Source organism: uncultured Martelella sp. (assembly GCF_963677965.2).
GTDB classification, from domain to species: Bacteria; Pseudomonadota; Alphaproteobacteria; order Rhizobiales; family Rhizobiaceae; genus Martelella; species Martelella mangrovi.
The window spans coordinates 210,260-223,467 of the sequence record NZ_CAXXFM010000002.1 but is presented as its reverse complement, the minus strand read 5'-3'; the positions used below and the strand labels follow the sequence as shown (position 1 = coordinate 223,467).

Annotated in this window: 12 protein-coding genes; 6 read left to right on the top strand and 6 right to left on the bottom strand. The window is 58.9% G+C overall.

Going from position 1 to position 13,208, the window contains the following annotated elements; translation table 11 throughout:
* Positions 1–4: 4 nt before the first annotated feature.
* Both clpX and clpP read right to left on the bottom strand, forming a co-directional pair.
* Positions 5–1,282 carry an ATP-dependent Clp protease ATP-binding subunit ClpX gene (gene clpX / locus ACHZCU_RS18365; protein ID WP_106312532.1) on the bottom strand — a complete coding sequence of 426 codons (1,278 nt, stop codon included), beginning with the start codon at positions 1,280–1,282 and terminating at the stop codon, positions 5–7.
* A 363-nt stretch (positions 1,283–1,645) separates the two neighbouring features.
* Positions 1,646–2,272 carry an ATP-dependent Clp endopeptidase proteolytic subunit ClpP gene (clpP, locus tag ACHZCU_RS18360; protein ID WP_106312535.1) on the bottom strand — a complete coding sequence of 209 codons (627 nt, stop codon included), beginning with the start codon at positions 2,270–2,272 and terminating at the stop codon, positions 1,646–1,648.
* A 307-nt stretch (positions 2,273–2,579) separates the two neighbouring features.
* Between clpP and ACHZCU_RS18355 the strand changes: the two genes are divergently transcribed.
* Positions 2,580–3,764, top strand: coding sequence for a GGDEF domain-containing protein (locus tag ACHZCU_RS18355; protein WP_319520002.1), 1,185 nt, complete (start codon positions 2,580–2,582; stop codon positions 3,762–3,764).
* Between the two features lie 95 nt (positions 3,765–3,859).
* Here ACHZCU_RS18355 and ACHZCU_RS18350 read toward each other — a convergent pair whose 3' ends face one another.
* On the bottom strand, positions 3,860–5,143 hold the full coding sequence (locus tag ACHZCU_RS18350) for an O-acetylhomoserine aminocarboxypropyltransferase (protein WP_319520001.1): 1,284 nt from the start codon (positions 5,141–5,143) through the stop codon (positions 3,860–3,862).
* A gap of 121 nt (positions 5,144–5,264) precedes the next feature.
* On the opposite strand from ACHZCU_RS18350, the gene ACHZCU_RS18345 reads away from it, so the two are divergent.
* The gene (locus ACHZCU_RS18345; RefSeq protein WP_106312544.1) at positions 5,265–5,651 is read left to right on the top strand and encodes a DUF6455 family protein; all 387 of its coding nucleotides are present in this window, start codon (positions 5,265–5,267) and stop codon (positions 5,649–5,651) included.
* A gap of 6 nt (positions 5,652–5,657) precedes the next feature.
* Here ACHZCU_RS18345 and ACHZCU_RS18340 read toward each other — a convergent pair whose 3' ends face one another.
* Positions 5,658–6,092, bottom strand: coding sequence for a CoA-binding protein (locus ACHZCU_RS18340; RefSeq protein WP_319520000.1), 435 nt, complete (start codon positions 6,090–6,092; stop codon positions 5,658–5,660).
* Between the two features lie 74 nt (positions 6,093–6,166).
* Here ACHZCU_RS18340 and ACHZCU_RS18335 point away from each other — a divergent pair, with 74 nt between their 5' ends.
* Together ACHZCU_RS18335 and poxB are read left to right on the top strand one after the other, a co-directional pair.
* The gene (locus ACHZCU_RS18335; protein ID WP_319519999.1) at positions 6,167–6,520 is read left to right on the top strand and encodes a hypothetical protein; all 354 of its coding nucleotides are present in this window, start codon (positions 6,167–6,169) and stop codon (positions 6,518–6,520) included.
* Between the two features lie 279 nt (positions 6,521–6,799).
* On the top strand, positions 6,800–8,521 hold the full coding sequence (gene poxB, locus ACHZCU_RS18330; protein WP_319519998.1) for a ubiquinone-dependent pyruvate dehydrogenase: 1,722 nt from the start codon (positions 6,800–6,802) through the stop codon (positions 8,519–8,521).
* 260 nt (positions 8,522–8,781) lie between these two features.
* Here poxB and ACHZCU_RS18325 read toward each other — a convergent pair whose 3' ends face one another.
* The gene (locus tag ACHZCU_RS18325; RefSeq protein WP_319519997.1) at positions 8,782–9,252 is read right to left on the bottom strand and encodes a hypothetical protein; all 471 of its coding nucleotides are present in this window, start codon (positions 9,250–9,252) and stop codon (positions 8,782–8,784) included.
* Between the two features lie 89 nt (positions 9,253–9,341).
* On the bottom strand, positions 9,342–10,679 hold the full coding sequence (locus ACHZCU_RS18320; protein ID WP_227023785.1) for a threonine/serine exporter family protein: 1,338 nt from the start codon (positions 10,677–10,679) through the stop codon (positions 9,342–9,344).
* Positions 10,680–11,065: 386 nt separating this feature from the next.
* Here ACHZCU_RS18320 and pstS point away from each other — a divergent pair, with 386 nt between their 5' ends.
* Entirely contained in the window at positions 11,066–12,100 is a 1,035-nt protein-coding gene (gene pstS / locus ACHZCU_RS18315; RefSeq protein WP_106311202.1) for a phosphate ABC transporter substrate-binding protein PstS, read from the top strand.
* Positions 12,101–12,235: 135 nt separating this feature from the next.
* Positions 12,236–13,207 (top strand): phosphate ABC transporter permease subunit PstC, encoded by a 972-nt coding sequence (gene pstC, locus ACHZCU_RS18310; RefSeq protein WP_319519996.1) that lies wholly within the window; start codon positions 12,236–12,238, stop codon positions 13,205–13,207.
* Position 13,208 lies beyond the last annotated feature (1 nt).

Here is a 13,208-nt window from a genome sequence, read left to right as displayed (position 1 = left end):
GCGATCAGGCCGATGCGTTTGCCTTGTCGTCCGCGTGATTTTCATAAATGTAGAGCGGCTGCGAGGTCCCCGAAACAACTTCGTCGGAGATCACAACTTCGCGAACGCCCTTCATGGCCGGCAGTTCGAACATGGTGTCGAGCAGGATCTTCTCCATGATCGAGCGCAGTCCGCGCGCGCCGGTCTTGCGTTCGATCGCCTTGCGGGCAATCGCCATCAACGCGTCCTCATGGAAGGTCAGTTCGACATCTTCCATTTCGAACAGGCGCTGATACTGCTTCACGAGCGCGTTCTTCGGCGCGGTCAGGATCTGCACCAGCGCCGTCTCGTCGAGATCCTCGAGCGTGGCGATGACCGGCAATCGGCCGATGAACTCCGGGATCAGGCCGAACTTGACCAGATCTTCCGGCTCCAGATCGCGCAGCACATCGCCGACCTTGCGGTCGTCAGCCGCCTTGACCGAGGCGCCGAAACCGATCGACGTCCGTTCGCCGCGCGCCGAAATCACCTTGTCGAGACCGGCAAAGGCACCACCGCACAGGAACAGGATGTTGGTCGTATCGACCTGCAGGAATTCCTGCTGCGGATGCTTGCGCCCGCCCTGCGGCGGCACGGAGGCCACCGTACCTTCCATGATCTTCAGCAATGCCTGCTGCACGCCCTCGCCCGAGACGTCACGCGTGATCGACGGATTGTCGGACTTGCGGGAAATCTTGTCGACCTCGTCGATATAGACGATGCCGCGCTGGGCGCGCTCGACATTGTAATCGGCCGATTGCAGCAGCTTCAGAATGATGTTCTCGACATCTTCACCGACATAGCCAGCTTCCGTCAGCGTCGTCGCATCCGCCATCGTGAACGGCACATCGATGATCCGCGCCAGCGTCTGGGCAAGATAGGTCTTGCCGCAGCCCGTCGGGCCCACCAGCAGAATGTTCGACTTCGAAAGCTCGATGTCGGAACTCTTGGAGGCGTGCGAGAGGCGTTTGTAGTGGTTATGCACCGCAACCGACAGAATGCGTTTTGCATGGCTCTGGCCGATGACATACTCATCAAGCACACCCATGATTTCCTGCGGTGTCGGCACGCCGTCGCTGGACTTCACCATTGAGGTCTTGTTTTCCTCGCGGATGATGTCCATGCACAATTCGACGCATTCATCGCAGATGAAAACCGTCGGGCCAGCGATCAGCTTGCGGACTTCGTGCTGACTCTTGCCGCAAAAGGAACAATAGAGCGTGTTCTTGGAGTCACCGCCATTGTTACCGCCGACTTTGCTCATTATCACTTCCTTCCAGTAAGCCGTCCCTTGATCCGGATGAACGGCCACTCAACTTTTTCGCTTCTACCGTACGTCGAAAAGCTTGCAAAACATCAGGGCAACAAAACGACGTATCGGCGCTACTGGCAACGGACGCAAACGCCAAACAACGTCCCACCGGCTATCCATGAAACCGGATATCAAATCCGGTTTTCCATACTATTAACGGCTTGAGCGCCGGTTTAAACCCAAAAAACGCGATCGTGAACCCGAATTACCGTCTCAAAGTCCACAAAACAAACAACGCACCCGCCGACGAGACCGTAAAGTCAGGTCCCGCACGGAGGAAGCGCGGTTCAGATACGCATGATCGGGCGCCGAAGATCAGTTGCCGCCCTCGATTTCACTGCGCGAGGTCATGACCTTGTCGATAAGGCCCCAATCCATCGCCTCACTCGCATCCATGAAGTGGTCACGATCGAGCGTCTTTTCAACCTCTTCATAGGACTGACCGCAATGGCGGACATAGACCTCGTTGAGGCGGCGCTTCATCTTGAGAATGTCGCGGGCGTGGCGTTCGATATCCGAAGCCTGGCCCTGGAACCCGCCGGAAGGCTGATGCACCATCACGCGCGCATTCGGCGTGGCAAAACGCATGCCCTTTTCGCCGGCGGCCAGCAGAAGCGAGCCCATCGAAGCGGCCTGACCGATGCAAAGCGTCGAGACAGCCGGGCGGATAAACTGCATGGTGTCGTAAATCGCCATGCCGGCGGTCACCACGCCACCGGGCGAATTGATGTAGAGCGCGATTTCCTTCTTCGGATTTTCCGCTTCGAGGAACAGCAGCTGGGCGCAGATCAGCGACGCCAGATGATCCTCCACGGGACCGGTAAGAAAGATAATCCGCTCCTTGAGCAGGCGGGAATAGATGTCATAGGAACGTTCGCCGCGATTGGTCTGCTCGACGACCATGGGTACAAGAGCCATCGCGGTATCTACGGGATTTGTCATGTCTGTCCTTCGGCCGGCTGATCGGAACCGTTTTTCATCGAATCTTTCGTTACCCTCCTACATAGAGTGCCTCACCCGGTCACTTCAAGAGAAGTGTTTTCAAAGCGTGCATCCGGCTTTCGCCGACACTTCGCCGCCATTGACGGATTGCAGAGATTTGCCGCTGCAAAACAACGCATTCAGAACGATTAAATCGATTAACTTTAAAAATGGTCCAGGGAATGTGTGGTGAAGCTTAACCATGAGGGCTACTAACGGCATTCGATTTCATCAAGTTGGGAAGCGATCCGCCGCCTTGCATTATAACTTGACGGCCGTTTTTGTCTGGGCGGCAGACTGTATTCTGTTGTCCGTGCTGTTGCTGCCGCTGTGGCTGCGCAACAAAGACCGGAGCTTTATCCTGTTGTGGTCGGTATCGCTGTTGCTGATGGGGCTCGGACTTGCCGGTCTGATCGCCATCGGTGTTTACGGCGTCCGCTTCTTCACCCTGCCGATCGCCGCCCTGGTTGCAGCCGAAACCCTCTCCACAGCCGGACTGCTTTCCCTTTACGGCGCAAAGTGTCCGCTGCGGTTCATGCTCTGCAGTCTGGGCGTATGGCTGGCTGGGTTGCTGCTGTTTCACCTGTCGGGCTTCGGTTCGGTTGCCTGCGTTGCCAGTTATTATCTGGCCGATATCGGCATTGCCGTCTACGCGGTTCATTTTCTGCTGCGCCATGCCGATTTCGAGGAGGTCGGTTACCATCGCGCCACGCCGCTGATCCTGTCTGTCGAGGCCGTCGTCGGACTGGCGATCGCCATCCTGTTTCTGATTGACAGCCCCGCACTTCCCGACGAAGGCGTCATGATCTCCGTTGCCCTGATCTCCGGATTCCTGCTGTTTTCGGTGAAGATTTTTCACGCTGTCTGGCTTTCCATCGAGAAATTCGAATTTCACCTCAAAAAGCTTGCATTTCACGATCCCCTGACCGGCATCTTCAACCGTCGCGGTTTTTTCCACGGTATCGAGGAGCGGATCACCTATGCGCTCCCAGACGAGCTGTTTGCCTATCTGATGATCGACGTCGATCACTTCAAACGGATAAACGATCGTTTCGGACACGATGTCGGCGATCAGGCTCTTGTCGCCTTTGCGCACAATGTTCTGGCGGAGATCGGGAAAGAGGCGCTGTTCGGCCGAACCGGCGGTGAAGAGTTTGCGGTCTTCATCAAGGTCGACGACATTCAGGAGGCGATCAGCATTGCCGAGCGGATCAGGGCCCGGCAGGCGGCGACCCTATATACCGGCACAATCCGCCCGACAGCGATGACCGTGAGCATTGGCATCGCATTTCAGAAAGGCCGTTTCACCGGTTTCGAAACATTGCTGTGGCAGTCGGACCGGGCGCTCTACGAGGCCAAGAACCAGGGCCGCAACTGCGTGGTCAGCTATAGCGCCGTGCCTTCGCCCGTGTCGCCGGAAGGGGCGCTTGCCGCGCTCGGAAACGCAAGCTGACCATCCGCCCCCCCCTTGTGGATAAATTGCAGAACCGGCGGACAGTGCCTGTGCACAATCCGCCGGTTCCGCTCTTCTCTGTGTCCAGGTGATCGTCAGATCCTGGAAAAGGCCTGCTCAAGATCGGCAATAATATCAGTCACATCCTCGATACCCACCGAAAGACGCACCACATCCGGCCCGGCGCCGGCGGCAATCTGCTGCTCGGTCGTAAGCTGTGCATGGGTTGTGGATGCAGGGTGGATAACCAGTGATTTGGTATCGCCGATATTGGCCAGATGCGAGAACAGTTCGAGGCCTTCGACAAAGGTCTTGCCGGCCTCGTATCCCCCCGTCAGGCCGAAGGTGAACACGGCCCCTGCCCCTTTTGGCGCATAGCGCTGCTGCAGGTCGTGGTTTTCGTCATCCTCAAGCCCCGGATAGCTGACCCAGGCAACCTTGTCGGACTGCTTCAGCCATTTCGCGACGGCAAGCGCATTGTCGCAATGGCGCTGCATGCGCAGCGGCAATGTCTCGATCCCGGTGGAAAGCATGAAGGCGTTGAACGGCGAAATTGCCGGCCCGAGATCGCGCAGGCTCAGCACGCGCGCGCCCAGCGCAAACGCCATCGTTCCGAATGCCTCGTGAAGCACCAGCCCGTTATATTCGGCGCGTGGGGTGCTCAACATCGGATAACGGCCGGTTTTCGACCAGTCGAAGGTGCCGCCGTCGATGAGAATACCGCCCATGGAATTGCCATGACCGCCGAGAAACTTGGTGAGCGAATGAACCACGATATCGGCGCCGTGTTCGAAAGGCCGCACCAGATAGGGCGTCGCCATCGTGTTGTCGACGATCAGCGGCAGACCGTGATCATGCGCGACCCTGGCAATGGCGGCGATATCGACGAAGGTGCCGCCGGGATTTGCGAGGCTTTCGATATAAACGGCTTTGGTGTTCTCATCGATCTGTGCGGCGAAGCTCGCGATATCGCCGGAATCCGCCCAGCGCACCGACCAGCCGAAATTCTCGAACGCATGGCCGAACTGGTTGATCGAACCGCCGTAAAGGCGGCGGGCCGCGACGAAATTGTCGCCCGGCTGCATCAGCATGTGAAAGGTCAGCAATTGCGCGGCATGACCGGAGGCCACGGCAACGGCGGCCGATCCGCCCTCAAGGGCTGCCACCCGCTCTTCCAGAACCGCCGTCGTCGGGTTGGTGATCCGGGTATAGATATTGCCGAATTCCTGAAGCCCGAACAGGGCTGCGGCGTGGTCGGAATCGTTAAACACGTAGGATGTCGTTTGGTAGATCGGTGTCGCGCGGGCATTGGTCGCGCTGTCGGGTGCTGCCCCTGCATGAATTGACAGTGTCGAAAAACCCGGTTCCCTGGTTTCCATAATGATTATCCTTCCCTGTTTATGGACCGGTCTTGTCGGTTGACCGGCCCTGTTTTGATCAAGATCAATGTCGTCTTTTATACAAACGTCAAAATTGCCGTCGACCAAGAGGAGCAGCGCAATGGGCGTTTTGACCGACGACAATCACGCAGATGACCGTTATGCCGAATGGCGCAATGCCACCCATTCCGAAGGTGAAGAATCCGCCGCCCTTGCCTTCCTCCAGCGCATCGCCGCGGAAGACATTGCCATGGCAGAGCCGCGCGACGCCAGCGAAATGAACGAGATGATGAAGGTTCTCAACATCGACCCGGTCGAGGCCGAGTTCCAGTATCGTCGTCTTTTTTACGGTATGCAGGCCAATTGTGCCGGGTGTCGGGCAAAACAACGCTGCCGCGCGGATCTGGCATGCCAGAGGGCCGAGCGCCATTTCCGCGAATATTGCGAGAATTCCGAGATCCTCAGCGAGATGCGCGCCGATCCGGATATGCTCCGTTTCGAAGGTTAAGCGCCGTCATCCCGCCTGCATGAGACGCGGATATTCGATCGCCGGGCAGCGGTCCATCACCACTTTCAGCCCCATTGCCTCTGCCTTTCGCGCCGCATCCTCATCGATAATGTCGAGCTGCATCCAGATCACCGCCGGTTTCGGCGCGAGCGCAAGCGCTTCGTCTACCACGCCGCCGACATATTCGGAGGCCCGAAAAATATCGACCATATCGATAGCGCCCGGTATTTCCGCAAGGCTGCCATAGACCGTCTGGCCGTGAATGCTTCTGCCGGCCAGACCCGGATTGACCGGAACCACGTCATAGCCCCGTGCGAGCAGGAACCCCATGACCCGGTTACTCGGCCGCTCGGGCTTGGGCGACGCCCCAACCAGGGCAATCCGCCGGACGGAGCCCAGGATTTCACGTATTTTTGCATCTGTTTCAGCAGGTTGCGTCATGGTGTTGCACATCTCCTTATGGTATTGACGAATACGAAGTCCATGGAGGAGCCCTCAGGGGCCTTGGGTAGACCATGAAGAAGCTCATACTCGCATCGGCCGTGCTCATGCTTGCAGCCGGCACAGCGTCAGCGCAAGAGCCGATCAATCGTTACGACATTCAGAATATGACCTGTAACCAGGTGCACGGCATCCTTGCCAGTCAGGGTGCGGCGATCCTGCGCTATCCCGCTCCCAGCGGCAGCGGGCGCACACTTTACGATCGCTATGTCAGCAGCCCGGCTGTCTGTTTCGCCCAGGGCGGTCATGCGGTACAGCGTGTGGTGCCGACCAGCGACACCAATGCCTGCCCGACATTGTCATGCAAACCCGGCCCGCCGGAATGCGACGACATGGCCCTTGGCCTGTTCTACTGCGACGACGACTGAGGAAACAATCGCCGATTTTGCCAAATATCCGGCGTCCATCGTAAAATATTGTCACGCCCCGCGCCGCAGGCCGCTTTCGCGTACCCGAAACGGTCTGCCGGGGCTTCCCCTCTTTTCAGCCTGTTGGTAAGCTTTTTCTCGTCTCCGGCGTTCTTTTCAGAACTGCGTGATCTGTTCCTGCGCGGCGATGGAGCTTCGGAAACGGTTTCCGGCTGAAGCAGGCGCACTCTGCCGGACTGGCAAGTATCCCAGGCGCCAGATAACGAAAAGAGCATAACCATGGCAGAGAGTATCGCACATTACATCGCCCGCTATCTCGGTGAGGCCGGCGTCAAGCGGATCTGGGGGGTCACCGGCGATTCGCTGAACGGGCTCAGCGACAGCATCGGCCGCCTGAAGACGCTGGAATGGATGGGTACCCGCCATGAGGAAGCCGCAGCCTTCGCTGCCGGCGCGGAAGCCCATGTCACCGGCGAACTGGCGGTCTGCGCGGGGTCTTGCGGTCCCGGCAATCTGCATCTCATCAACGGTCTTTATGACTGCAACCGCAATCATGTGCCGGTTCTCGCAATCGCCGCCCACATCCCCTCCTCCGAAATCGGCAGCGGCTATTTTCAGGAGACCCATCCGCAGGAAATCTTCCGCGAATGCAGTGTCTATTGCGAACTGGTTTCCACGCCGGAACAGATGCCCTATGTGCTGGAAGTCGCCATGCGCACGGCCATTGCCAAAAAAGGCGTCGCCGTGATCGTGCTGCCGGGCGACGTCGCCCTGAAGGAAATGCCCGGCGATACCGCGATCCGCTGGAACGCCCCGCGCCAGCCGGCCGTGGTGCCGCCCGAGGCGGAAATCGATGCCCTGGCCGAACTGCTCAACAATGGCAGCAACATCACGCTTTTGTGCGGTGCCGGCTGCGCCGGTGCGCGCGAGGACGTTTTGGCCCTTGCCGAGGCGCTGCAATCGCCCATGGTTCATGCCATGCGCGGCAAGGAATTTATCGAATATGACAACAGATTCGATGTCGGCATGACTGGCCTGATCGGGTTTTCCTCGGGTTATCACGCCATGGGGTCGGCCGATACGCTGCTGATTCTGGGTTCCGCCTTTCCCTATCGCGCCTTTTATCCCGCCGAGGCCAAGATCGCCCAGGTCGATACCCGTGCCGAAGCGCTCGGCGCCCACACCCAGGTCGATCTCGGCATTCTCGGCGATGTCGGCTCGACCATCCAGGCACTTCTGCCCAAGCTCAAAAAGGGCCGCAGCAGCCGGTTTCTCGACAACGCCATCAAGCATTACAAAAAGGCGCGTGAAGGCCTTGATGCGCTGGCAACGGAAAAGAGTGCGAAGGAGCAAATTCATCCGCAATATGTCGCCCGGCTGCTCAGCGAAAAGGCCAGTGACGATGCCGTTTTCACCTGCGATGTCGGCACCCCGACAGTTTGGGCCGCACGCTATGTGGGCATGAACGGCAAACGCCGCCTGATCGGATCGTTCTCGCACGGCTCCATGGCCAATGCGCTGTCACAGGCCATCGGCGCACAGGCCATCGACCGCGACCGGCAGGTGATCGCCATGTGTGGCGATGGCGGCTTTTCGATGTTGATGGGCGATGTTCTTTCGGTCACCCAGCTCGATCTGCCGATCAAGATCGTGGTGTTCCATAACCGCACGCTCGGCTTCGTGGCGATGGAGATGAAGGCCGGCGGCTATATTTCCGATTCGACCGATCTGAGCAGCCCCGATTTTGCCCGCATTGCCGATGCGGCAGGCATGAAGGGCATTCATGTCGAAGACGCCAGCCAGTTGTCGGCGGCCCTCGACGAGGCGCTGGCCACGCCCGGTCCGGTGCTTGTGGATGTGATGACCGCCAAGCAGGAACTGGCCATGCCGCCGCAGATCACCATGGAACAGGCCAAGGGCTTCAGCCTGTACATGATGCGGGCCATCCTGAATGGACGCGGCGACGAACTGGTGCAGTTAACCAAAACCAACCTGCGCTGAGACCACGCCAGAGACAACAACGCAAAGGCCCGCTTCCCTGCGGGCCTTAGTTTGTTGACAAAGCTCGTCCCGCGTTCTTTCGTCATACCGGCCTTGAGCCGGTATCCACGGCCGCTTGCTGTGCGCTTCCAGAAAGAGTCTTTGCGCGCAAGGACTTTCGCTTAATGGGTTCCGGCTCAGGGCCGGAATGACGGCGGAGGGACAGGCAAAGCTGTGATTGCCTACAGGGTTTGACGAAAAGTCCGTCTCCGACTTTTCGGTCAGGCCCTACTGGCGCTCCAGACCCCACAGGCCGTGACAAGAAGCGGCAATGCCAGATAGCCGCCGAGAATGATGAGCAGTCCCTCCGCACCGCTGGCGTGAAGATAGTCCGCCCCGCAGGGAGATCCGTATAAAACAGCGCCCAGCCAGGCATTCCGCGTCAGGGCAAGCAGAATCAGCGATAAAGCCGCCGCGAAAATGCCGGTGCTCCGGGCTGCCGTGCGTTTGAACGATGCCCACAGGATGAAACAGATCGCGATGAACAACAGCGGCGCCGACAGAATGCTGCCTGTGATGAATGTCCCATCCGCGCCCTGCGTACACGTACCGGTGAACCCCAGAAGCTGAAGCGGCATGGCGGTGATGATCATGGCGGCAGCGGCCCACATCCACCGGCTCACACAGGCCAGTATCACCGACGCGACAAGCGGCAGGCACACGGCCCCAACGATAATGACGAACGGATTCATGACGCCTCCGTCACGTGTTGATGAGCCTGCGCGAAAACACGATCAATCGACAAAACAATGACCGTATTGCGTTGCACTTCGACCGGATCTTAATCCTCGTGATCGCGCGTTGGAAATTCCGGCCTGCGGAATGTCGAGGAGATCATGGTAAGCCCTGCACCGATCGCGCCAACTGTGAAGATCACCTGCAGCCCGGCACTTGTGGTGGCGGCCAGCATCATGTCGGATTTTTCGAGCGGCTGGACCGTGATTTCCAGGAGGCCGATGATCCAGTGGGCCGCCGCACTGCCCGGCACCATGGGAATGCAACCGGCAACCGCAATGGCATTGCCCACGCGCCGGACCGGAAACGGTGTGTTGTAGGAAAGCTCGACCACCAGCGCCACGGCAACGGCTGCGGCAAAGGATGCCGCCTCTAGCGGCCAGCCGTGCAGCATGCACAAAGTCCGCACCGCCAGCGCCAGCGCGCCGGCCAGAGCAGCCCAGCCGAGATTGCGATAGCCGAAATTGAACAGCACCCCGAAACCTGCCGCAGCAACCGCGCCGAAAAACGCATGATGGGCAATGTTGGGTGCGGATTTCGGGGCATCCTGCAATCCGCCGCCAAGCACGATATGGGCCGCACCGACCCCCAGCGTAATGAATACGAGAATCATTGCGACGGTCACGAAGCGCGCGCTGCCGAGCGTTGGAAATCCTTCCATGATATCGGTCTGCGCATTCATCGACGGCACGCCCGGAACCAGCATCAGCACCGCAGCACTCATCGAGGTATCGATCATGGTGCTGCCCATGGCCATCGCCCCGAGACCGGAAAGCACGGCAGCGGCAAACGCCACCGTGGCCGTGACGACGAAGGCATTATAATGGCGCTCGAGCAGAACGAGCCGGATATACTGGCCGACCATGCTGGCGATCAGCGTTGTCACAAAGGCCGGCGCATCCGCGCCCAGAAGCCGGCCGAACGCCGCGCAGGCAAGCCCGGCGGCAAACACATTGAGCGCCTTATGATGTTTCAGCGTGTCGCGCTGGGCCTTTGAAAGCTTGTCCTCGACCGCCTGCGGGGTCATTCCCCCTCTGCCGACCTCGGCACAGATTTCGCGAACGCGATGATTGATCCGCATGTTCACGCCATGATGCCCGACCCCGGCCATATGGGTCGAGGTACACACGCCATCGCCCACCGTGGTCGCAATCGAGGCGAAACCGACCCGGATATCGACGCTTGTGACGCCCAGCCCCAGCGCAACCTTGCGAACCCCTTCGCGAACGACGGCCGACTTCGCACCGGTTTCCATGAGGATACGTCCCGCCTCCAGCGCTATCAGCGCTGTCTTTTCCAGCGCCCTTTGCCGCAGGAGCAGTTCAGCCACGGTATCCTCATGCGGCCCCTCTGCATGCCGGGCCGGGGTGCCTGTTTCAGTCATTGCGTCTCCTGTTGCATAGGCGGATCTGTAAGCGACGTTCTGGATGGCCGCCGGCAAAGCGCTTCCGGCCAGCGGCGAAATTAGAGGGCGGCTGCGCATTCGCCTTGCGCTATGTCAAGCAGGCGATGCGAACCCTTTGCCCATCGTATCCAAAGCGCGGCTGCGGGGAAATGGGGGACAGTCGGGAAAGGCAAAAAACCAGAAACGCCAAATACTGCGTCAAGTCGATTTTGTTTATGACAGTTTTATGACTGTTGTGTGACACTTTTTTTAAAGAAAATGCAGGATATCCACGCGAATATGAATTTTTTACAACATGCTATGCTTGGAATTATTTCGTTGTTATAGGACTTCCGTTTTCAACCAAACCTCAAAAGGGCTATCTGATGAAAATCGGAAATTTCTCCAAGGGCGCTAAGGTCGCAGCCGTTGCAACCGCCATGCTGGTGTCCGGCACTGTCGCACAGGCTCAGGACGTTCAGCTGACGGGCTCCGGCGCCTCTTTCCCCTTCCCGCTCTACTCGGCCTGGTTTAAGGATTTTGGCCAGAAGACCGGTATTGAAGTCAACTACCAGTCGAAGGGTTCCGGCGCCGGTATCGAAGACTTCACCAATGGCGTCGTCGACTTTGCTGCTTCCGATGCGGCCATGGACGATGAGGAAATCGCCAAGATCGACGGCGGCGTCGTGCTTCTGCCGATGACGGCCGGCGAAGTTGTTCTCGCCTTCAATCTTGATGGCGTTTCCGACCTGAAGCTGCCGCGCGATGTTTACCCGAAGATCTTCCTTGGCGAAGTCACCAAGTGGAACGATCCGGCCATCGCAGCCGCCAATGACGGCGTCGACCTGCCCGACGAAGACATCACGGTTGTTGTTCGCGCCGATTCTTCGGGCACGAGCTTCAACTTCACCAATCATCTGGCCGCCATCAGCTCCGATTTCGAAAGCACTGTCGGCGCCGGCAAGACCGTTCCGTGGCCGAAGGCTTCGAACTTCATCGCCGCTCCGGGCAACCAGGGCATCACCGCCACGATCAAGCAGACGCCCGGCGCGATCGGCTACATCGAATACGGCTATGCCAAGCAGACCAACACGCCTTACGCCATGCTTGAAAACCAGGCCGGCAACTACGTAAGCGCTGGCGCCGATGCTGGTAAGGCCGCTCTGGCTTCCGCCGAATTCGACGACAACAACCGCGCTTTCATCACCGACCCCAAGGGTGAACAGGCTTACCCGATTTCGACGTTCACCTGGCTGCTCTTCTACAAGGAAGGCCAGGACGCCGATACCGTTGCTGCCCTGAAGAAGATGGTCGACTACGGCCTGACCACCGGTCAGGAAATGTCCGACAAGCTCGGCTACATCCCGCTTCCGGAAAACGTCATCGAACTTGATCGCAAGTCGATGGAAGAAATCAAGTAATCGAGACAGCACGCTGTCTTGTGCCGGGGCGTATTGTCATGCGCCCCGGCTTTCTCAGTTCAGGATCCGTTTGCGCTTGCGCCAACGACAAGATCACCGGGATAGCCCCGATCTTCGCCAGTAGGAGCCCGCTTGATGGCCGACAACACGAAAAACACATTGCCTGAAGACGGCAGTGTTTCGAGACCGCCGACCGCTTTCGAATACGGTTACGACAAATCCTTTCGTATCCTGACGCTGGCAGCCGGCGTTCTGACCATCCTGCTTCTGGTCTATATCTTCTGGAAGCTCGGCGCACAGGCTGCCCCCGCCATGCGCGAATATGGCCTGGGCTTTCTGACGACCGTTGTCTGGAACCCCAATACCAATGAATACGGTATCCTCGCCGAAATCTGGGGTACGCTTTATTCCTCGCTTCTGGCTCTGCTTTTCGGCGGCGTCCTCGGCATTGCGGTTGCGATCTTTCTGACACAGGGTTTTCTGAACGCGCGCCTGGCCTGGGTTTTCCGGCTGATCGTCGAGATGCTTGCCGCCATCCCTTCGGTGGTTTACGGCCTCTGGGGCATCTACGTTCTGATCCCGGCAATCCGCCCGGTCGCCAACTGGCTGCACGATACCCTGTCCTTCATCCCGTTCTTTTCGACCAAGCTTGCAGGCCCCGGCATGTTTCCGGCCATGATCGTGCTGTCGATCATGATCCTGCCGACCGTTGCGGCGATCTCCCAGGATGCCTTCAAGGCAATCCCGATGAAGATCCAGGAAGCGGCCTATGGCATGGGCACGACCAAGTGGGAAGCGATCCGCAAGGTGATCATCCCGACGGCGTCCGGCGGCATCTTCGCCTCGCTGGTTCTCGGTTTCGGCCGGGCGCTCGGCGAAACCATGGCGCTGGCGATGCTGATCGGCAACGCCCAGCACGTCACGCTGTCGCTGTTTTCGCCGGCCACCACGCTGGCCTCGCTGCTCGCCTCCACCTTCCCGGAAGCCGGCGCCAACCAGATCGGCCCGCTCATGTATGCCGCCGTTGTTCTTCTGGTGATCACCATGGCCGTCAATATCATCGGCACGATCATCATGAATTATACCTCCCGCCAGACCGTCACCTGAG

Excerpts from the sequence above, each read along its gene's own strand:
- clpX (WP_106312532.1), bottom strand. The coding sequence starts at position 1,282 with ATGAGCAAAGTCGGCGGTAACAATGGCGGTGACTCCAAGAACACGCTC.
- clpP (WP_106312535.1), bottom strand. The coding sequence starts at position 2,272 with ATGACAAATCCCGTAGATACCGCGATGGCTCTTGTACCCATGGTCGTC.
- ACHZCU_RS18350 (WP_319520001.1), bottom strand. The coding sequence starts at position 5,143 with ATGGAAACCAGGGAACCGGGTTTTTCGACACTGTCAATTCATGCAGGG.
- ACHZCU_RS18345 (WP_106312544.1), top strand. The coding sequence starts at position 5,265 with ATGGGCGTTTTGACCGACGACAATCACGCAGATGACCGTTATGCCGAA.
- ACHZCU_RS18340 (WP_319520000.1), bottom strand. The coding sequence starts at position 6,092 with ATGACGCAACCTGCTGAAACAGATGCAAAAATACGTGAAATCCTGGGC.
- ACHZCU_RS18335 (WP_319519999.1), top strand. The coding sequence starts at position 6,167 with ATGAAGAAGCTCATACTCGCATCGGCCGTGCTCATGCTTGCAGCCGGC.
- poxB (WP_319519998.1), top strand. The coding sequence starts at position 6,800 with ATGGCAGAGAGTATCGCACATTACATCGCCCGCTATCTCGGTGAGGCC.
- ACHZCU_RS18325 (WP_319519997.1), bottom strand. The coding sequence starts at position 9,252 with ATGAATCCGTTCGTCATTATCGTTGGGGCCGTGTGCCTGCCGCTTGTC.
- ACHZCU_RS18320 (WP_227023785.1), bottom strand. The coding sequence starts at position 10,679 with ATGACTGAAACAGGCACCCCGGCCCGGCATGCAGAGGGGCCGCATGAG.
- pstS (WP_106311202.1), top strand. The coding sequence starts at position 11,066 with ATGAAAATCGGAAATTTCTCCAAGGGCGCTAAGGTCGCAGCCGTTGCA.
- pstC (WP_319519996.1), top strand. The coding sequence starts at position 12,236 with ATGGCCGACAACACGAAAAACACATTGCCTGAAGACGGCAGTGTTTCG.